Raw genomic sequence first — 19,991 nt, 5'->3', positions numbered from 1 at the left:
ATGAGGGTTGTTGTATTTGAAGATGAAAAGCTGGCTTCCGAGCGACTCATTGAATTAATTCAGGAGTTAAAACCTCAAGCAGAGGTAGTGGCTTCGCTTAAATCGGTCGAAGCCGCCCTGCTTTGGCTAGACAATAACCCCGAGCCCGACCTTCTGGTTAGCGATATCCAGTTATTAGACGGTTCGAGCTTCGAAATATTTGAGCAAAAACCCATTAAGTGCCCGGTAATTTTCACAACAGCATACAACGAGTACGCCATAAAGGCTTTTGAGGTAAACAGTGTAGATTATTTGTTAAAGCCCATTCAAAAAGAAAAGCTTGCCAATGCGTTGTTAAAACTTGAAGAACGGCAAGCCGAAGCGGTGGTTTCTCCGCTAGACATAGACCAAATTCGGCAAGTAATTCAGGGAACAAGTGTTGAGTATAAATCTCGCTTTCTGGTAAAGTTTGGCCAGCGTATTAAAGCCATTCCGGTAGAGCAAATTGCCTACTTTTTTTCCCAAGACAAGCTCACCTATTTGGTTACTTTCGAAGGTAAAAAACTACCGCTCGATCAGCCACTTGAAGAGCTGGAAGGCCTTATCAATCCGAAAAACTACTTCAGAGTAAACAGAAAATACATTGTTCATTTCGATGCCGTAAGTGACATTCACCCCTACTTTAAAGGGAGGGTTAAGCTTCAGCTGGAGCCCGATGCACAAGATGATATTGTAATTAGCTCCGAAAAAACACCCCTGTTTAAGCAGTGGCTCGATAGTTAGTTCCGACTAACATTGGTACAACCCAAACGGACCGACCGCTTCGGTTGGCTTCAGTCCCGATTCGGTGATGTCATACCCCGATATGCCCCTTCTTCATTGGCCAGGAAACCAAAGGGTGGCATTTTTGAAGAGTCAATTAAAACAAAAGGTCATGAACTCAAAATTTAGAATCTTAACACTATCACTACTTACCGTGTGCCTCTCTTTTTCGGCACAAGCCCAGCAATCACTTATTTACGGCAAGGTTACAACCATAAGCGGAGAAAGTTACACCGGTCAAATCAGGTGGGGTAAAGAAGAAGCCTTCTGGACCGACCTCTTTAATGGAAACAAAGAAGGCAATGACAATTATCGTTACCTGAGCCGGGAAGATCGCTCAAGGCTGAGAGAAAAAATAAGAGATAATAACCGCTGGGGCGGGGTTTGGATAAGCTGGGGCAGCCGCGATGAATATGAAACCACTCATGAATTTCAGGCTCGTTTTGGTGATATATCATCTATGGAGATGAACCGCAGATCTGAAGTACGGCTTACTATGCGCAATGGCGAAACAATGTATGTAGAAGACGGATCGAACGACTTTAACACAGACATCTATGTGATGGATCAGGAATTTGGAGAAACCAAAATTCGCTGGAGCAGAATTGAGAAAGTTGAATTTATGGACACTCCCAACAAGCTTTCTTCAAAGCTCGGAGAACCTTTATATGGTACGGTGCAATTTTACGGAGGAGAATACACAGGGGTGATTCAATGGGACCATGATGAGCGACTGACTACTGACATATTGGATGGCGACTCTCGTGATGGCGATGTAAAAATAGAGTTTGGCAACCTGGCCTCCATAGAAAGAGAAGGTTCCGGAAGCCGGGTGATTACCAAGTCGGGCAGAGATATGTATTTGCGGGGGTCTAACGATGTAAACTCAGGCAATAGAGGCATTATAGTGACTACTGAGTTTGGCCGGATAGACATCCCCTGGAGAGAGTTTAAAAAAGTGACTTTCTCAGAAGCTCCGGCCAATCTGAAGACTTACCGAGATTTTGCTGGGCTCAAGAAGCTATCGGGCACAGTAACAACCACCCGTGGCGAAACCCTTTCGGGAGAAATAATCTACGATCTGGATGAGGCCTACACCTTTGAGATGCTTCAGGGAGAAGACCATGATGTCAGCTATATTATTCCCTTTGAATCGGTAAAAAGCATTGTGCCCAAAAACTATGATAACTCACTGGTTGTACTGAAAAGTGGTGAGGAGCTAATACTGGGAGAGTCTCGCGATGTAAGCGAAGACAATGACGGAGTTATTGTTTTTGTGAATGGAGACCCAAAGTACATCCTCTGGGAAGACATTAAAGAAATAACCTTTAACTAAGGTAAAGCATTCTTCATAAGTCTATTGCTTAAGGTCGCGTTTGGTCACGCGGCCTTTTTTTGTGGAAAAACTTAAACAGGTAGAGCCATTTTTCATTACAATAGCTAATTGATTGATTACAATAAGATTATAGGGTTACTTAAGTCGCAAGAGGTATTTCTGAACCCTGCCTCCATTTGTATCTTCACAAATGGTTGTAAAAAGACGCTGTGAGGACACAGCTTGTGGCTAGTATACTGAAATCTAACAAATGCGATCTAAATGAGTAACCCTAATGATTATATGTACTTAAAGCCCAAAAGGACTTTGGCATTTTCCTTAGTCCTTTTTTTAACCCTCAGTCATGGAATGGCTCAAAAGTCGGTGGTATTACCTTTTGATGCTTATAAGGCGGAAAGAACAGAGTTTATCGAATTTGGTCTGTTAGACATAATGGTTATTTACTCTTATAAACTTTTGCAAAATGATTTGTATTTAGAAACCGTTAAAGTCAATGCTCAACCTCTGCTCGGTTATGAACTAAAATCAATCTCTTTATCTAAAAATAAGATTGATAATCATCACTATAGGTATGAATTATCGGCAGTACTCACAAAAACACACTTAGGAAAGGATATCTTCTCAGCTCCTATTACAATAGTTGGAAGCCTATTTGTTGATGTAGATGATACCAGCGGATTTTCAATAAATCACGAGTTTCATGAAATTCCTGTAATTTCTAAACCCTTCTTGGCCATTCAATACATATGGAATCTGCACTATTGGTTGGTTTTAATAAGTGTATTGGTTCTTTTGGCACGAAAAACGTTACTCAACCTGAGGCATGCTTTAATTGTTGTCATTCCATTAATAGGCCCACTAGTCTATTTGATAAAAGAACTAAAGGTTCTGTTAAAAAAAGAAATGTCTAAGCTCAAGTCAGATAAAAACGATGGAGTTTAGCGGTTGGAAAGTTTAAAAAGTACAGCCTAAAAACTGAACAGAAAGTAGAAGAAAATAACCACCCACACCGCATCTACAAAATGCCAGCTATTTGACAAAATCCTGAATTTTATCTTTTGATAGGGGTTGGTTGAATATACCAGATGCCTTACCACATCTTTTGAGGTTTTATGACACTCCAGCAGTAGATAGAGCAAAAAACCCATAATACCAGCCATGTGTATTACATGTAGCCCCGAGATTACATACAGATAAGCACCCGAACGCTCTCCGGTAAAGAGAATGTTGTGAGCTTGTAATTCCTTCCACCCTACCACCTGAAAGCAGGCAAAAATCAGCCCCAACAGAAAGGTTATTCCAAGCCACTGCTTAAGCTTGGGTAAGTTATCTTGCTCATATAGAGGCATAATCCGGGTAACACAGTAGCTTGACAATAACAATATGAATGTGCTGAGAATAAAGAATTTGGGAAACTCAAACTTGAAGAATTCGACCTGGGCAGGGCGAGAAGCCGTGAAGGCAATGATGGTAAAAAGGAATATGACCGCACTGCCAACCATAGATACATATACAAGCACTTCGTGCGGGTGCATACGTTCCATTTTTCTAAAGGCCTCTTTGCTCAGGTTCAGCTTTTCCTTCTGGGTTTTCATTGCCACATTAACATCTAAATAAACGAAAGGGTTGGCAATTGAAACAATTAATTTCCTTAAGAGGTTTTTATGCTTTTCAGTGTTCAACTTGAGAATTCGTTACATTTGCAAGCCATTTGAATTCAGGTTTTGAAGGTTAGAGATTTCATTAAGATTTATAGGGAAGACTCCGTGGTTCAAACCATTGCCGAGCGCATAAAGCCCAACGAAACATCGCATATCAGATTAAAAGGTTTGGTGGGAAGTCTCGATGCCGTAATTGCCACAGCTGTTTATCAGCTCAACAAGCAAACCTGCATATTTGTAATGCACGACAAGGAGGAGGCTGCCTATTTTCACAACGACTTGCAAAACCTGCTTGGAGAAAAAGAGGTACTGCTATTTCCTACCTCATACAAAAGGCCCTACCAGTTCGATGAAACCGAGAATGCCAACATTCTTATGCGGGCAGAGATTCTCAACCGAATTAACCATAAGGCCTCTACTGGTGAGCTAATTGTGACCTACCCGGAAGCCCTTACTGAAAAAGTAATCAACAAAAAATCCTTATCTAAAAATACTTTTTCGGCCAAGGTGGGTGAGCAACTGGATGTACCTTTTTTGACCGAGCTGCTTCAAACCTACGACTTTGAACCCACTGACTTTGTGTATGAAGCCGGGCAGTTTTCGGTAAGAGGGGGAATTGTAGATGTTTACTCCTATGCCAATGATCTGCCATATAGAATTGAGCTTTTTGGCAACGAAATAGAGAGTATTCGAACCTTCGATCCGGTATCGCAATTGAGCCAGGAGAGTATAAAGGAGATAAACATTATTCCTAACGTTCAGACACGACTGTTGGAGGAAACCCGCCAGTCTTTTCTGAGTTTTATTCCTAAAAACTCAAAAATTTGGTTCAAAGACTACCAGCAAACGCTAGATACCATTGCCAAGTACTTTGAAAAGGCAAGCGGCAATTTTTCGGAAGTTATAGCTGCAAGCGGCACCCAAGTGGTGCTTAGCCCAGAAGAACTGTTTGAACAAACACACACTTTTGAAGAAGAGCTGAAAGGTTTTCAACAAATAGAGTTTGGCAACCGATTCTATTTAAATACCGACTTTGAATTGCGCTTTGAGGCCGAACCTCAAACCTCATTCAATAAAAACTTCGACCTGATTGTAGAGAATCTGGGGCAGTGGCAAGTACAAAACTTTAGCCTCTGTGTGGCAGCCGAATCGTTGGCGCAGTTTAACCGGTTGGAAACCATTTTCCGAGAACTCGATCCATCGTTAGAAGTACAACCTTTGAACATTGGTTTGCGAAGCGGTTTTATAGACAAAAACAGGGAAGTACTTTGCTATACCGACCATCAACTGTTCGATAGGTTTCACAAATACAAAACCAAAACCAAGCATTCGAAGTCTAAAGCACTTACACTTAAAGAGCTACGCTCACTTCAGCCGGGAGACTATGTAACCCATATTGACCACGGCATTGCCCGCTTTGCAGGTATGGAAAAGGTCGATGTGAACGGCAAAATGCAAGAATCTATTCGACTGGTCTATCGCGATGACGACTTGCTCTACGTAAGTGTGCACTCCATTCACAAAATTTCGAAGTACACGGGTAAAGAGGGAGCCCCTCCAAGTATAAGTAAGTTGGGTTCTCCCGAGTGGGAAAACAAGAAAAAAAGAGTAAAAGGCAAGGTTAAGGATATTGCCAAAGACCTTATTGAACTCTATGCCAAGCGCAAAAAAGCATCTGGTTTTGCCTATTCTCAAGACGGATTCCTGCAGGCAGAACTGGAGTCTTCTTTTATTTACGAAGATACCCCAGACCAGGCCAAAGCGACTGAAGATGTAAAAGCCGACATGGAGCAACCACATCCAATGGACCGATTGGTTTGTGGCGATGTAGGTTTTGGAAAAACCGAAGTAGCCGTTCGTGCAGCCTTCAAAGCTGCGGTCAATGGCAAACAGGTGGCAGTACTTGTGCCAACAACTATTTTGGCCATGCAGCACTTTAGAACCTTTTCCGAGCGGCTAGCCGACTTTCCGGTTAAGGTGGAGTACATTAACCGTTTTAAAACCACCAAGGAAATTAAAGAAACGCTGCAACGGGTAAAAGAAGGAAAAACCGAAATACTCATTGGCACCCACCGTATTGTGAACAAAGATGTTCAGTTCAAAGATCTTGGCCTGCTCATAATAGATGAGGAGCAAAAGTTTGGGGTAAAGGTGAAAGATAAGCTCAAGGAGCTGCGGGTAAATGTAGATGTACTCACACTAACCGCTACCCCAATTCCGCGCACGTTGCACTTTTCGCTCATGGGGGCTCGAGACCTTAGCGTAATTGCTACACCTCCACCCAACCGGCAACCGGTTACTACCGAAATACACACGTTTAACGATGAGCTTATTCGCGATGCGGTGAGCTTTGAGCTGAGAAGAGGGGGCCAGGTGTTTTTTGTACACAATCGTATTAATGATATTGAGCAGGTAGGCAACATCATTCTGCGGCTGGTTCCGGATGCCCGAATTGGTATTGCTCATGGCCAAATGGATGGCTCACTGCTTGAGAAACGAATGGTTAAGTTCATTGAAGGGGAGTATGATGTGCTGGTTTCTACCAACATTATAGAATCAGGACTGGATATACCCAATGCCAACACCATCATCATCAACCATGCCCATATGTTCGGCCTTTCCGACCTCCATCAAATGCGGGGACGAGTGGGCCGCTCTAACCGAAAAGCCTTTTGCTACCTCCTTACTCCGCCTACTATTGGTCTGACCAGCGATGCCCGTAAACGCCTGAGCGCCTTAGAGGAATTTTCCGATTTGGGTGATGGTTTTAAGGTAGCGATGCGAGACCTCGACATTCGCGGAGCAGGTAACTTACTGGGAGCTGAACAAAGCGGTTTTATTTCGGACCTGGGCTTCGACATGTATCACAAAATTCTCGATGAGGCCGTTCAGGAACTCAAAGAAACAGAATTCCGCGACCTTTTTATGGGCGATTTAGTGAAAGAGGCAGCCCAAATTGTTGCTCAGGACTGCACCATTGAAACCGACCTTGAAATTCTAATACCAGACACTTACGTATCTAACACCACCGAAAGAATTGGTCTGTACGCCAAGTTGGATAATATTAAATCTGAAGAAAAACTCGAGCGATTTATAAAGAATCTAAAGGATAGATTTGGGCCTATACCCGACTCGGTTCAAGACCTGATTCAAACCGTTAGGTTGCGGTGGGTAGCCGAAAAACTTGGTTTTGAAAAAGTGATTATCAAAAACGAGTCTATGAAATGCCACTTTATGCCTTCGGATAAAGAGGCCTACTTCCAGTCAGAAACATTTGGTAAGATTATAGCCTTTATTCAGCAACACCCTAAGCGCTGCAAAATGAAAGAATATAAAACCCGCCTTATTCTTAAGATCGATGAGGTACTTACCGTAAATGAAGCCAAAGACTGGCTCACTAAGATGTTGGAATAGCCCGGTGGTTCTCCAAAAACTGCTGCGACTCCCCAAGGTATGCCTTAATGGTGTTATGAATGAGGCCGAGATGAAACCTCAACTGTCGTGCTTTATCTGCAAAGGCTTCTGCGTTTTCTTTAGACTCCGCACGGCCCATAGCCCCCATAATATCGAACAGCTTTATGGCATTGCCTGAATAGAAGTTCTGTGCCGCATAGACTTCTGCGATTTGCATGTTTACTTCATTGGGAAGGTAGGTAAGCGAATTATTAATTTTGGCCACCTCAAGTGCCGATTTACTCAAAAAAGAGAATGAAAAATGAACCCCGAAATCTTCATTAGAAGCATTGTTCTGAGCCTGAAGCCAACGGTCTATAAAAGCCATATCCTGGGAAATTTTGGCGGAGTCTTCCATAAGTTCTCGCCTGTTTTCCTGCACCTCTTCAATAATATTTAGCAGCGACTGTTGGGCAAGTTTTTTATTAAGGTAATCTTGTCGCCACTCGGTGAGGGTCATGGCCAATACAACGGCCACCACAATGGAAAAAAATTCAAAACCCGCCTTTCGCAAATCTATTTTTACGGCCATCAAAAGCTCATTAGATCCTTAAACTTAAGCGTTTGTCTTCTGGAAACATCTATTTCTTCTCCTCCTTTCAGATAAATACGAAGGCTACCACTAAACCAAGGCTCTATTCGCTCAATCCATTTTAGGTTTATGATTTGCTGACGATTGGCTCTAAAGAATGTTTTATCGTCCAGGCGCGACTCCAGATAGTTGAGTGTACGGGTAATCATAGGTTTACAATCGCCAAAATATACAGTGGTATAGTTGCCACTCACCTCAAACAAACGAATGTCTGATAGCTGCACAAACCAACACTTCTCACCATCTTTTACAAAAACCTGATCGTGAATGGTCAGTACATCATCTGCCCTTTCTTCTTCCTTCTGCTTCTTTTTAATCTTATCGAACACTTTAGAGACAGCTCCTGCAAGTCGCTGTTTTTCTACAGGCTTCACCAGGTAATCCAGCGCATTGTATTCAAACGCTTTAAGAGCATGCTCATCGTACGCTGTAGAGAATATTACTTCAGGCACCGCTTCAAGCTCCTCCAGCAAATCGAACCCACTTTTGCCGGGCATCTGAATATCGAGAAAAATAAGTTCAGGCTTCAGTTCGGCTATTTTTTCAATGGCCTCGTCTACATTGGCTGCCTCACCAACAATGTGCACGTTGTCAAATTCTTTGAGCAGTCTCTTGAGCTCATTTCTGGCCAGGCGAGAATCGTCTATAATCAGTGTCTTCATAGTCTAAGTAAAGTTTAGCGGTACTTTCACGGTGGCGCACACCATATTTTCGTTCATATTCTCAATGGTCAGGCTGGCCTGTTCTCCATACAACAGCCGCAGTCTTTCTTTTGAGTTGCTTATACCAATGCCTCTTCTTCGGCCCTTTGTGGCTGCATGAGGCCTCAGCTGGCCGGTGTTTTTCACGTAAATATTTACAAACTCGTGATTCAGTTTTGATTCCACAATTATTTCACCACCATTCGGCAAGTTATTAATGGAGTGTTTAATAGCGTTTTCCACCAGTGTTTGGATTATCATGGGCGGAATCATGGTTTCTTTAGACTGTTTGTCTATGATGAACCTGTACTTGAGCCTTTCCTCCAGCTGTATGGCTTCCAGGTTGAGGTAGTCTTTTACTACCTCCAGTTCTTTTTCTAATGATACCTTTTCGTACTGATCGAATTGAATGGAAAACCTTAGAAGATCGGAGAGGTGGGTAATAGAATCTCTGGCCTTTTCAGAGTCTTCGACCACTAACGATCGAATATTATTGAGGCTATTGAATATAAAATGTGGATTAATCTGCGCTTTTAAGGCGTTCAGTTCGGCATCTTTAATAGAAGCTGAGAGTTTCCACTTTTCTATTTCTACCTCCCTGGTTTTCTGTAAATACTGGTAGGCAAAGTACAGGGCAGACCAGCTGATGAAATACACGGCATAGCTACCCACATAACTAATTAGGAACACCAGAATTTTACTGCTAGTAAAGCCTTTTTGAGTAGCCGCTCTGATTTTTTCTAAAGTAGCCTCATCAACTCCTTCCATTTCCGGAATACCCATTACCTTATCCATGGCGCTGGGGTCTACCTTGGCCATTAAAAGAAGAGCACCTATGAGCGCACCCAAACTAAGAACAGACATTATAGTACCCTGAATTATACTGGCCAGAAAAACCCTGGGTACCAGGCGAGCCACCTTTAATTCTTTCCAGTTTTTGCTTTTTACATACTCTCTGTACAAGTGGCTGGTGAGAACCGATAGCAATATGGTAATGGTATTGACCCCAAAAGCCGTGACAAATGGCAAAAACATAGCCATAGTCATAAAGCTGGTGAGCATGAGACCCGTCCACCCGCCAAACTGTAGAATCCAATACAGTTTATTCTTATTCATAATTCAAAGAAAATACATCTACATCTAAGCCCCCTTGCGAATTGACTGAGTGGTTTTATGCCCTGATTAAATGACAATTATGCCCGCCAGCCTTTTTCTAGACAGGCATATTATTATATCATTACGAATAAGCAAAGACCTTATAAAACAAACAGTTGTACAATAAATCTGGCTAATTTTGAAAATATTATAGGCAAACCGGGCGTTCACCCTTTGAATTGACCGTCTGGATTGTGATAGATTTGCACATAAGTTTATATTAGCAAGTTCAAATTTCACCTAGACTTAGGAAAAGAATACTAAAATGAAAACAAGCGTGGGTCAGATAAAAGCAGGACTATTGGGTTTAATGGTTCTCTGCTCAGCCAGTTCCTGTTCACTTCTCGGTATCGGCAAAAAAGACAATATCAGTGCTGCAACAGGCGAGGAGTATGCTACAAAAAAAGATCTTCTGGGTTACCGCCCGTATGACGACAAAGAACTACCTAATCCTCCGGGAATGGTGTTCATTCAAGGCGGTAGAACTATACTTGGGTCTTTCGAACAAGACTTGTATGGCTCCAGAGACAATATTGAACGTACGGTTACTGTAAACTCGTTCTTTATGGACGAAACGGAGGTAACCAATAGCAACTGGAAGGAATACGTGTGGTTTCAGTACAACCCTCAGCCCCTGTCTCTTCCCAAGAACGTGAGTATACTAGACCCCAACGATGATGATAATCAGAACCTGAGCAACCCTCCTCAGGCATGGATTCCTGACTACACAGGGCCTACTCACAGCAAAAGCAACCCACAGAATTACGAAGACATTATACCAGACGATGATGTTTGGGCCAGTGACTTCTCCTTTAATGACGTGTATTCAGAAAACTACTACAGCAACCCCGGTTTTAATAAATACCCGGTTGTTGGTGTATCGTGGAGACAAGTTGTAGACTATTGCAAATGGAGAACAGACTTTGTAAACCTGAAGCTCATCTTTGAAATGGATTATGATGATCTTCCGGCAGAGTTTCTGGAAGAGTTTCTGGTCAAAGATCAGACTACCGGAGAATATCAATTAGCTATTGGTGGGCAACCTATTGGTACTGTAAATGCTGCAGGCCAGGGTCAGGTAATAGAGATAGCCGATTTTGACGAGTTTCAGCAAGAGGTTGTGGAATACATTAACCTGCCACAAAACAGAAGAAGATTTATTGAAAGAGGTATCTATTTGCCAGACTTTAGACTACCCAATGAAGCCGAGTGGGAGTACGCTGCAAAAGCTACTGTAGGAACGGTTTACCTGGACGAGAACGAAGAGTACGGAAGAATTTACCCTTGGGATGGCCGAGGCGTAAGAAACCCTTACGGTAAAAAGAGAGGCGAATTACTAGCCAACTTCAAAAGAGGCCGTGGTGACTATGCCGGTATTGCCGGAAATGTGAACAACGATGCTTCCGTAATACCCGAGCCAGTGGGCAACAGAGAGCCTAACGATTTTAACTTATTCAATATGGCCGGTAACGTGAGTGAGTGGGTTTTCGACACCTACAGACCTCTTTCGTTTGGCGATTTTGATGACCTGAACCCTGTAAGAAAAGACGGCACCAGTGACCCCGAAACTAATTATGGGTGGCAAACTGTAAGAACCCGAGACAGTGTGGCTGCCAACCAAAGCCTTGAGTATAGATCATTGATAAACGACAGAGCAAAAGTTTATAAAGGTGGTTCGTGGAAAGATGTGGCCTACTGGATGGCTCCAGGTACGCGCAGATACTTAGATTTAGACAAAGCCACCAACACCATTGGCTTCCGTTGTGCCATGATTTCGATTGGTACACAACAGCTCGACCAATCGAATGGCATAGTAGGCAAAGTGTTTGGAGGAAGAAAATAGGCTTATACGAAAAAGCATTGCTAAAGGCGGTTGTTGAAACCGCCTTTTTTATTACCACATGCTTTAAGTTTACTTAACGCCTGCCATAACGGCCACACTTAATGCCTGGCAAGGCAGTGCCAGAAGAGGTGTAGCGCAAGCCACCAGTGTCGAACCTGTGGTCAGCACATCATCGACCAAAAGCACGCGTTTATCCTTCAGCCGATCTATTTCCTGAACCTCAAAAATTCCTTCAACATCTAAAATTCGGTTCACTTTGCCTTTCTTGGTTTGGCTATCGATATGTTTAGTGCGAATGAGGCCATGTTCAACCACCGGAGTTTTTAATACTTCCGAAAGGCCAAGCGCAAAGCAATACGCCTGATTGTACCCTCTTATCTCCTGTTTCTTTGGGTGCAATGGCACCGGAACAATAGCATCAAAAGCATCGGCATAACCGCCTAGAAGCAAATCATGGCCATACCACCGGCCCAACATTATACCAATCTCCTGATTGTCGTTGTATTTCAAAGCGTGCAATACGTGCTGCATTATACCATTCTTAATAAAGTAAGCATACACCAACACATGGCTGAAAGGCACCAAGCCCATGAACTTTTCCTGAAAAGTATGCCTTTCTAAGGCGTGAGTATTCGTCTTGGGCAGGTTGTAATGACACTTAGGACATATATATTTGCTTCCCTGTGGAAGTGGATCATCACATCCCAAACACAGATTGGGGTAAATGAGAGAAAGAAAATCATTCCAGTATTCCTTGATTTTCATATTCATCCAATTTAATCAAATTAATATGAGTATAGTTCAAGAATTTAATGACTACAGAGCCAAAATGAACGAAAAGATCATGGCGGCCGACAATAAAGTGCTGAAGCGCTTCTTTAATCTGGACACCAACGCCTACGCTGAGGGAGCACTGGATGTAAAAACTAAGGAAATTGTGGGCTTAGCCTGCTCTATGGTGCTTCGTTGCGATGATTGCATCAAATACCATCTGGGGAAATGCCACGAACTCAAGATTACTACTGCCGAAATGTATGAGGCCTTTTCAATTGCCAACCTAATTGGCGGATCAATTGTAATACCGCACCTTAGAAGAGCTGTAGAATACTGGGAAGCACTTCAATCGGAAGAGAATGTATAAGAAGGATCTTGAACTCCATGTAAGGTGGGCAAAGTTAATGGCATCTATACAAGAAGTGATTGGCAAACGCCCTAAAGACCTGAATGGTGTTCTTTTTCTTATTGGGGTACAAGAGTTAGGCCGCGGGCCCTCACAGTTCAGCAAAGAGGAAAAGCAAGACCTCATGCACATAGCTATTTGCAAAGTACTGAGCTACTCAGGATACTATGAGCTGCAAGGCCACGATGCAGACGGCTGGCCACACTGGAAACTCATTAAAAAATTACCCCGGTTCGATCTGCTGGACCAGGAAAAGCTTCTCAAAATGCATGTATTAGAGTATTTTGAGAGAGAATTTGAATTAGTAATACAAGCATGAAAATAATCTCCTACAACGTAAACGGCATTCGAGCTGCTATTAATAAAGGTTTTAAAGAGTGGCTCGCAGAAGCAAACCCGGATATTCTTTGCTTGCAAGAACTAAAGGCCATGCCAGATCAAGTAGAAAACTTCTATGAAGAAATGGGCTACTATATGTACTGGGAAAACGCAGAAAAGAAAGGCTACTCCGGTGTTGCAATTCTTAGCAAAACAAAACCCAACCACGTGGAACATGGCTGTGGAAATGAAACCTATGATAATGAAGGAAGGGTTATTCGAGCCGATTTTAACGACTTCTCTGTAATGTCGGTTTACATGCCCAGTGGAACCAGTGGAGATATTCGACAAGACTTTAAATACCAGTGGCTCGACTTCTTTCAAGATTATGTTGATGATTTAAGAAAGCAAATCCCCAACCTTATTATTAGTGGAGATTACAACATTGCTCATAAGGAAATAGACATTCACAACCCGGTTTCAAACAAAAATTCATCAGGCTTCTTACCTGAAGAGCGTGCCTGGTTAACCAAATACGTTGATTCAGGCTTCATTGACACCTTCCGGGTGTTTAATCAAGAACCTCATCAATATTCCTGGTGGAGCTACCGGGCCAATGCCCGGGCCAACAACAAAGGCTGGCGTATCGACTACCATATGGCTACCTCACCATTAAAGGATCGATTGAAAAATGCCTATATAATGCCCGAGGCCAAGCATTCAGACCATTGTCCTATTGTACTGGAAATAGACTAAACACAAAGTTTATTTGCCTGTTTATCAATTGTTTTACAATCCTTTAGAAACTATTTGCGTAATTAAGGTAGGCTAACGCATAATGCTTATGGGTTCTAATGAGTCCTTGATAAGACAGTTAAACGATTACAAGAGAAAATACTATAAGAATAAAGCCATTAGAGGTAGTCTTATTCTAATCGGCATTCTGTTACTATCTTTTCTACTAATTAATACCATTGAGTTTTCTGCACACCTCTCAAAAACAGGCCGTGCCCTACTTTTTTACGGATTTGTGTTTGGCGCATTGGTAGCATTTATTGTCTTGGTATTCAGGCACTTGTTGTCCATGTTCAATCATAAACAACAAATGAGCAATGAAGAGGCTGCCATTCAGATTGGTAAGTTCTTTCCGGAGGTTTCCGATAAATTGCTCAATGTAATCCAGCTAGAAAAACTAAGCGACAAACAAAGTGATCTGTTGGTGGCGAGCATTCGGCAAAAAAGCCAACAGATTCAAAAATTCCCTTTCGCCAGTGCCATCGATCTTTCGGCCAATAAGAAGTATCTCAAATACAGCTTTTTACCTGCTACTGTCTTAATACTACTGCTCATTTTTGTTCCGCAGTTCATTACCGAAAGTTCTACGCGCATCATTAGCTACAGTAGCGATTTTATACCAGAGGCTCCATTCAACATTTTTATAGACCGAGATGCCCTTACAGGCTATAAAGACGAACCCTTTACCGTTCGTGTGAAGACAGAGGGAAGAGCCGTTCCACAAGACTTATTCATAAGGCTTAACGGCCGAAAAATCAAAACTATTAAAACAGGTCCCGGCTTGTTCGAATATGAAATCAATCGCCTGCAAAACAATACATCTTTTGTAGTTGAAGCAGAAGGTGTAGTATCGCCCACCTATACCGTAAAAGCCTTTGCCCGACCTAGTATCTCTTTATTCCACATTGAGTTGGATTATCCAGACTATACCCGCATAGCCAATGAGTCGGTTAAAAACTCCGGAAACCTCACCATACCAGAAGGCACAATAGCCACGTGGAACATTTCTGCAGCAAATGCCAATGGTGTAAATCTCTTTTTTGAGTCAGCCTCCAAAACATTGCAGGCGCAGAAAAAATCAGGGCAGCAGTTTGTGGCCGAAGATAAGCTTAAGCTTTCAGGAGCTTACTCTATCAGACTTTTCAACGAACACAGTACCAACAAAGACTCCTTAAAATTTCAGATTGAGGTAATTAAAGATCGCAACCCTGAAATCGTACTGGATCAGTATCAAGACACTGTTCTTTACCGCAACATTGTCTTAGGTGGCAAAATTGAAGATGATTATGGCTTTTCTTCTCTAGCCCTTTTTTATAGCTACGATGGAGAAAATTATGAAACGGAAGAGGTATTGTTCAACCCTGCCACACTCGATCAATCCTACTATCATATTTTTAAGCTTGATACGGCAAAAGTAAAGGCCGGAGCTGAGCTTACTTATTATATGCAAGTGTCTGACAATGATGGAGTTAATGGCTATAAATCATCTAAATCTGCTGCTTATACCTTTAAAATTCCACCTAAAGAAGAGTTAGAAGAAGACATAGAAAGGTCGAGTCAGGCTATTCAACAATCCATTGACAACACCCTTAAAGAAGCTGAGGAGCTGAACAGAAAAATTCAGCAAGCTGACGAAAGGTTAAAGACCAAAAAAGAGATGGATTGGCAAGACGAAAAGCTAATGCAGGAAATTCTTGAACAAAAGGAAAAGCTTGCCAATAAAGTTGAGGAACTGAAAAAGGAAAATCGACTCAATAATCAAAAACTCGATCAATTCAATCCTCAAAGTGAAGAGATAAAGCAAAAAATGGAGCAGCTTCAGGAAATCATGAACAATGTGCTCGATGAAGAAACCAAAAAGCTCTATGACGAATTACGTCAGTTGTTAGAAGAACAGTCTGATATTGAGGAGTTTAGAGAAAAAATGGAAGAATTGCAGCAAAATAGCGGCAATTTGGAAGAAGACCTGGAGAGAACTCTGGAACTCTTTAAAAAGCTTCAGTTTGAAATGACATTGGATGAAACACTGGAGCAGCTTGACGAAGCCATTCAAGACCAGCAACAGCTACAAAAAGAAACGGAAGAGTCTTCTAAAACCGAAGAAGAATTGGCCCAGGAACAGAAGCAAGAAAAAGAAGACATCGACAAACTCAAAGAGCAAATAGACAAGCTCAATGAGATTAACAAGAATCGTAAAAATCCGGACGATCTGCCCAAAGATGCCCGCGAGCAGTTAGAGGAAATACAGCAAGACCAGCAAGATGCGCAAGATGCCCTGGAGATAGACGAAAAGAATTCTGAAGATGGTCAGAGCCCTCAGCAACGGGCCGTAAAGTCGCAGCAACGGGCAGGCGAGAAGATGCAGCAGCTCAAGCAAAGTTTGGAGTCTGTTCAAAGCAATATGCAAATGGAGCAGCAAATGGAAAATATGGACAACCTCCGCGATCTTGTAGATAATCTGGTTACCCTTTCCTTTAACCAGGAAGAGCTAATGGAATCTTTCAAAGAAATAAGAGAGGGCGACCCTCGAGTTGTTAAGCTCGGACAAGAACAACTTAAACTAAAAGATGATTCGCAAATTATTCAAGACAGCCTTGTTGCCCTTTCTCAACGCGTTTTTCAGATATCCTCCTTCATAATGAAAGAGCTTTCCGAAATGAATCGTCAAATGGATGGTGCCATAGAATCACTCAAGGAGAAACGCATCAACGAAGTAATCGGTAAACAACAGTTTACCATGACCTCCATAAACAACCTTGCCTTATTGCTCGATGATGTATTGCAGCAGATGCAACAGCAAATGGCTAGTCAAATGAGTAATGGCCAGGGCAAAGATCAAAAGAACAAACCTCAGCCAGGAGGTCTATCGGAACTTCAAAAACAGCTAAGCCAACAAATTAAAGACCTGAAAGGAAGTGGAAAAAGTGGCAGAGAGCTATCGGAAGAACTAGCTCGTATGGCTGCTCAGCAGGAACGACTAAGAAATGCGCTCGAAAACTTTGAAACAGGCATGGACGGAAATAAATTAGGCGAAAAAATTGAGAAGCTTTTTGAACAAATGGAGCAAAACGAATGGGACCTCATCAATAAAAATATCACTGATGAGACCATTGAACGTCAGCAAGAGATACTTACAAGGCTTCTGGATGCAGAAAACTCCATGCGAGAGAGGGGAGAAGATGATGAGCGTGAGGCCAAAACAGCGCGCGATTTCGAGCTATCAATTCCACCTTCACTCAACGAATATCTAAAAGCCAAAGAAAAAGAAATTGAACTATTAAGGACAATTCCGGCAAAGCTCAATCCATATTACAAGAAAGAAACCAATAAATACTTCAAACGGATCAAAGAAAAGAACTGAGTTCATTGCATGAAGCACATAAGTATCGAAATACCCTCTCTCGTTGAGAACATTCGTATTGTAGAGAGTTTTATAGACAACGCTAAGGAAAAGTACCATCTAACAGACGATGTGTATGGCAACATTATGATAGCCGTAGTAGAATCGGTAAATAATGCCATTCTCCATGGTAACAAAACCGATAAGACAAAGAATGTACGACTTAGCGCCAATCTTCTCGAAGGACAAGTAATCTTCTCCATTACCGATGAAGGCCCTGGTTTTGATCACAAAAACCTACCAGATCCCACGGCACCTGAAAACCTCGAGAAAGTAGGAGGCCGGGGAATATTTATAATGAAAAACCTGGCTGATGAGATTCAATTCAAAGATGAGGGGCGTACAGTGGAGTTAACCTTTTATCTCGACTAACACTATGTCAGGTGAAATCAACTTCTTCACTGAAGACATTTCTTACACCCTTAAGCATAAGACCAAGTTGCGTCAGTGGATACATTCCATTGTACAATCGGAAAATCGAGCTATCGAAGAAATCAACTACATCTTTTGTTCTGATGACTATTTACTGAACATTAATAGGCAATACCTCAATCATGACTACTACACAGACATTATCACGTTTGACAACACAGACGACTATGATCCAGGGCTGTGTTCAGATATATATATATCGATCGATCGTGTAAAGGATAATGCCAGACAACACCAATCCAATTTCTCCACAGAACTACACCGTGTAATGATCCACGGTATACTCCACCTATTAGGACAAGGCGACAAAACTCCTGAGCAAAAACAGGCCATGAGAAAAAGAGAAGAAGCTTGCTTATCTTTGCTTCATATTTAAAACATTAGTGTTCCACGTGAAACTTTAAGTCTTCAAATACACTTATTGTTCCACGTGGAACAGTTGGTTATAGAAAACATATGTATCCTAAATACGATGTCATAGTAGTTGGTGCCGGTCATGCAGGTTGTGAAGCAGCACATGCTGCCGCAACAATGGGTTCTAAGGTTCTGGTTATAACCATGAACATGAACACAATTGCCCAAATGTCTTGTAACCCGGCAATGGGGGGGGTGGCTAAAGGTCAGATTGTACGTGAAATAGATGCCCTTGGTGGTATGTCCGGAATAATCTCGGACAAGTCTATGATTCAGTTTCGCATGCTCAACAAGTCCAAAGGGCCTGCCATGTGGAGTCCTCGAACTCAAAACGACAGGATGCGATTTGCAGAGGAATGGCGACTTGCCCTTGAACGCAACCCAAACGTAGACTTTTGGCAGGAAATGGTCACCGGAATCACCACGTCTGGTGATCGTGTAACCGGAGTTACTACAGGGATGGGCATACAGTTTGAAGCCCAAGCTGTAATCCTAACCTCCGGAACATTTCTCAACGGTATCATCCATATAGGAGAAAAACAGTTTGGTGGTGGCCGAACAGGTGAAGCAGCCTCTAAAGGCATAACCGAACAATTGGTAAGCCTCGGTTTTGAAGCCGGACGAATGAAAACAGGAACACCACCTCGTGTAGATGGACGATCGCTCAATTACCAGTTGATGGAAGAACAAGCCGGAGATGAAAAGCCTGAAAAGTTCTCTTTTAGTGATGAAACCAGTCCTTTGCAACAACAAAGAAGCTGTTACATCACCTACACCAATCCTCAAGTTCATGAAATACTGGAAAAAGGTTTCGACCGATCACCAATGTTCAATGGCCGTATTCAGGGATTAGGTCCAAGATATTGTCCATCTATTGAAGACAAAATCAACCGTTTTGCCGAACGTAATCGACATCAAATATTTGTTGAGCCGGAAGGATGGAACACGGTTGAAATCTATGTCAACGGATTCTCAACCTCGCTACCCGAAGATGTGCAGTATGAGGCTATTCGCAAAATACCGGGTTTCGAGCAAGTCAAAATGTTCAGACCTGGCTATGCCATAGAATACGACTTCTTTCCACCAACCCAATTGAGCCAGACTCTTGAAACTAAACTCGTGGAAAACCTCTTCTTTGCCGGTCAGATCAACGGTACCACCGGTTACGAAGAAGCCGCATGTCAAGGACTCATTGCCGGTATAAACGCGCATCAAAAAGTCACTCAGCAGCCGGAATTTATACTTTCACGATCTGAGGCATATATAGGTGTGCTTATAGATGACCTGATTAACAAAGGTACCAATGAGCCTTACCGAATGTTTACCAGCAGGGCCGAACACCGGATTCTACTACGCCAAGACAACGCGGATCTCAGACTTACAAAAAAAGGATACGACATAGGCCTGGCTAGTGAAAAACGCTTCGAGCAAATGCGTGAAAAACAACGGCAACTCAACCTGCTCATTAATGACCTTCAACAGAAAAAAGTAGATCCAGAACTGGCCAATCCTATGCTAGAAGCACATGGTACGGCAGGTATTCAACACCGCACTACTTTGAATAAATTAGTTAAGAGACCCCAGCTTGATATTAATCACCTTAAAGAAATTGGTCCTGACTATGCCAACTACCTCAATAAGTATGATGAGAAAATAATTGAGTCGGCAGACATACACATCAAATACGAAGACTACATTGATAAGGAAATGAAGCTGGCTCAAAAAATGGCTGAGCTCGAAGATTTAAAAATTTCTATGTCGATCGATTTCTCCCAGATTCCGGCACTTTCTGCAGAGGGCAGGGAAAAGCTCAATAAAATTAGACCTTCTACGTTAGGTCAGGCTTCGAGAATAAGTGGAGTGTCACCAGCCGACATATCTGTACTAATGGTTTATATGGGAAGATAGCA

17 protein-coding genes are annotated in these 19,991 nt (G+C 42.3%); 12 read left to right on the top strand and 5 right to left on the bottom strand.

From position 1 onward, the window contains the following. From IE164_RS03635 to IE164_RS03625, 3 genes are all read left to right on the top strand, one after another. Nucleotides 1–762 carry a LytR/AlgR family response regulator transcription factor gene (locus tag IE164_RS03635; protein WP_189628816.1) on the top strand — a complete coding sequence of 254 codons (762 nt, stop codon included), beginning with the start codon at nucleotides 1–3 and terminating at the stop codon, nucleotides 760–762. A gap of 151 nt (nucleotides 763–913) precedes the next feature. After that, nucleotides 914–2,137 carry a hypothetical protein gene (locus IE164_RS03630; RefSeq protein ID WP_189628815.1) on the top strand — a complete coding sequence of 408 codons (1,224 nt, stop codon included), beginning with the start codon at nucleotides 914–916 and terminating at the stop codon, nucleotides 2,135–2,137. A gap of 261 nt (nucleotides 2,138–2,398) precedes the next feature. Continuing rightward, nucleotides 2,399–3,079, top strand: a complete 681-nt coding sequence (locus IE164_RS03625) for a hypothetical protein (protein WP_189628814.1) — start codon at nucleotides 2,399–2,401, stop codon at nucleotides 3,077–3,079. 26 nt (nucleotides 3,080–3,105) lie between these two features. Here the strand turns inward: IE164_RS03625 and IE164_RS03620 are convergent, their stop codons facing one another. Continuing rightward, entirely contained in the window at nucleotides 3,106–3,732 is a 627-nt protein-coding gene (locus tag IE164_RS03620) for a cytochrome c oxidase subunit 3 (RefSeq protein WP_189628813.1), read from the bottom strand. A 129-nt stretch (nucleotides 3,733–3,861) separates the two neighbouring features. Here IE164_RS03620 and mfd point away from each other — a divergent pair, with 129 nt between their 5' ends. Further along, entirely contained in the window at nucleotides 3,862–7,212 is a 3,351-nt protein-coding gene (mfd, locus tag IE164_RS03615; protein ID WP_189628812.1) for a transcription-repair coupling factor, read from the top strand. Here mfd and IE164_RS03610 read toward each other — a convergent pair. Genes IE164_RS03610 through IE164_RS03600 form a run of 3 tightly spaced genes read right to left on the bottom strand, consistent with a single transcriptional unit; the run spans nucleotide 7,196 to nucleotide 9,660 of the window. Continuing rightward, nucleotides 7,196–7,783 carry a hypothetical protein gene (locus IE164_RS03610; RefSeq protein WP_189628811.1) on the bottom strand — a complete coding sequence of 196 codons (588 nt, stop codon included), beginning with the start codon at nucleotides 7,781–7,783 and terminating at the stop codon, nucleotides 7,196–7,198. The two genes, mfd and IE164_RS03610, sit on opposite strands and share 17 nt — an antisense overlap. Then, a complete protein-coding gene (locus IE164_RS03605) occupies nucleotides 7,783–8,505 on the bottom strand; it encodes a LytR/AlgR family response regulator transcription factor (protein WP_189628810.1) in 723 nt (240 codons plus the stop codon). The genes IE164_RS03610 and IE164_RS03605 overlap by 1 nt, the downstream gene beginning before the upstream one ends. A gap of 3 nt (nucleotides 8,506–8,508) precedes the next feature. Further along, nucleotides 8,509–9,660: a sensor histidine kinase gene (locus IE164_RS03600; protein WP_189628809.1), complete on the bottom strand. Its 1,152-nt coding sequence runs from the start codon at nucleotides 9,658–9,660 to the stop codon at nucleotides 8,509–8,511. A gap of 304 nt (nucleotides 9,661–9,964) precedes the next feature. On the opposite strand from IE164_RS03600, the gene IE164_RS03595 reads away from it, so the two are divergent. Further along, nucleotides 9,965–11,542 (top strand): SUMF1/EgtB/PvdO family nonheme iron enzyme, encoded by a 1,578-nt coding sequence (locus tag IE164_RS03595; protein ID WP_189628808.1) that lies wholly within the window; start codon nucleotides 9,965–9,967, stop codon nucleotides 11,540–11,542. Nucleotides 11,543–11,611: 69 nt separating this feature from the next. Here the strand turns inward: IE164_RS03595 and IE164_RS03590 are convergent, their stop codons facing one another. Continuing rightward, nucleotides 11,612–12,307 (bottom strand): ComF family protein, encoded by a 696-nt coding sequence (locus IE164_RS03590; RefSeq protein WP_189628807.1) that lies wholly within the window; start codon nucleotides 12,305–12,307, stop codon nucleotides 11,612–11,614. A gap of 25 nt (nucleotides 12,308–12,332) precedes the next feature. Between IE164_RS03590 and IE164_RS03585 the strand changes: the two genes are divergently transcribed. The 7 genes from IE164_RS03585 to mnmG all read left to right on the top strand — a co-directional run bounded on the left by IE164_RS03585 (nucleotide 12,333) and on the right by mnmG (nucleotide 19,989). Beyond that, nucleotides 12,333–12,683: a carboxymuconolactone decarboxylase family protein gene (locus tag IE164_RS03585; protein ID WP_189628806.1), complete on the top strand. Its 351-nt coding sequence runs from the start codon at nucleotides 12,333–12,335 to the stop codon at nucleotides 12,681–12,683. Beyond that, nucleotides 12,676–13,041 carry a hypothetical protein gene (locus IE164_RS03580; protein ID WP_189628805.1) on the top strand — a complete coding sequence of 122 codons (366 nt, stop codon included), beginning with the start codon at nucleotides 12,676–12,678 and terminating at the stop codon, nucleotides 13,039–13,041. Before IE164_RS03585 ends, IE164_RS03580 begins: the two co-directional genes overlap by 8 nt. After that, on the top strand, nucleotides 13,038–13,796 hold the full coding sequence (locus IE164_RS03575; RefSeq protein ID WP_189628804.1) for an exodeoxyribonuclease III: 759 nt from the start codon (nucleotides 13,038–13,040) through the stop codon (nucleotides 13,794–13,796). The genes IE164_RS03580 and IE164_RS03575 overlap by 4 nt, the downstream gene beginning before the upstream one ends. A gap of 106 nt (nucleotides 13,797–13,902) precedes the next feature. Beyond that, nucleotides 13,903–17,196: a DUF4175 family protein gene (locus tag IE164_RS03570; protein ID WP_189628803.1), complete on the top strand. Its 3,294-nt coding sequence runs from the start codon at nucleotides 13,903–13,905 to the stop codon at nucleotides 17,194–17,196. Nucleotides 17,197–17,205: 9 nt separating this feature from the next. Further along, a complete protein-coding gene (locus IE164_RS03565) occupies nucleotides 17,206–17,607 on the top strand; it encodes an ATP-binding protein (RefSeq protein WP_189628802.1) in 402 nt (133 codons plus the stop codon). Nucleotides 17,608–17,611: 4 nt separating this feature from the next. After that, on the top strand, nucleotides 17,612–18,043 hold the full coding sequence (gene ybeY, locus IE164_RS03560; RefSeq protein ID WP_189628801.1) for an rRNA maturation RNase YbeY: 432 nt from the start codon (nucleotides 17,612–17,614) through the stop codon (nucleotides 18,041–18,043). Between the two features lie 80 nt (nucleotides 18,044–18,123). Continuing rightward, the gene (gene mnmG, locus IE164_RS03555; protein ID WP_189628800.1) at nucleotides 18,124–19,989 is read left to right on the top strand and encodes a tRNA uridine-5-carboxymethylaminomethyl(34) synthesis enzyme MnmG; all 1,866 of its coding nucleotides are present in this window, start codon (nucleotides 18,124–18,126) and stop codon (nucleotides 19,987–19,989) included. The last annotated feature ends 2 nt before the right edge of the window (nucleotides 19,990–19,991 follow it).

Origin of the sequence: Roseivirga thermotolerans (genome assembly GCF_014653175.1) — a bacterium.
Classification (GTDB): domain Bacteria; phylum Bacteroidota; class Bacteroidia; order Cytophagales; family Cyclobacteriaceae; genus Roseivirga; species Roseivirga thermotolerans.
The sequence above is the reverse complement of the archived record's forward strand: the minus strand, read 5'-3'. Positions and strand labels throughout refer to the sequence as shown.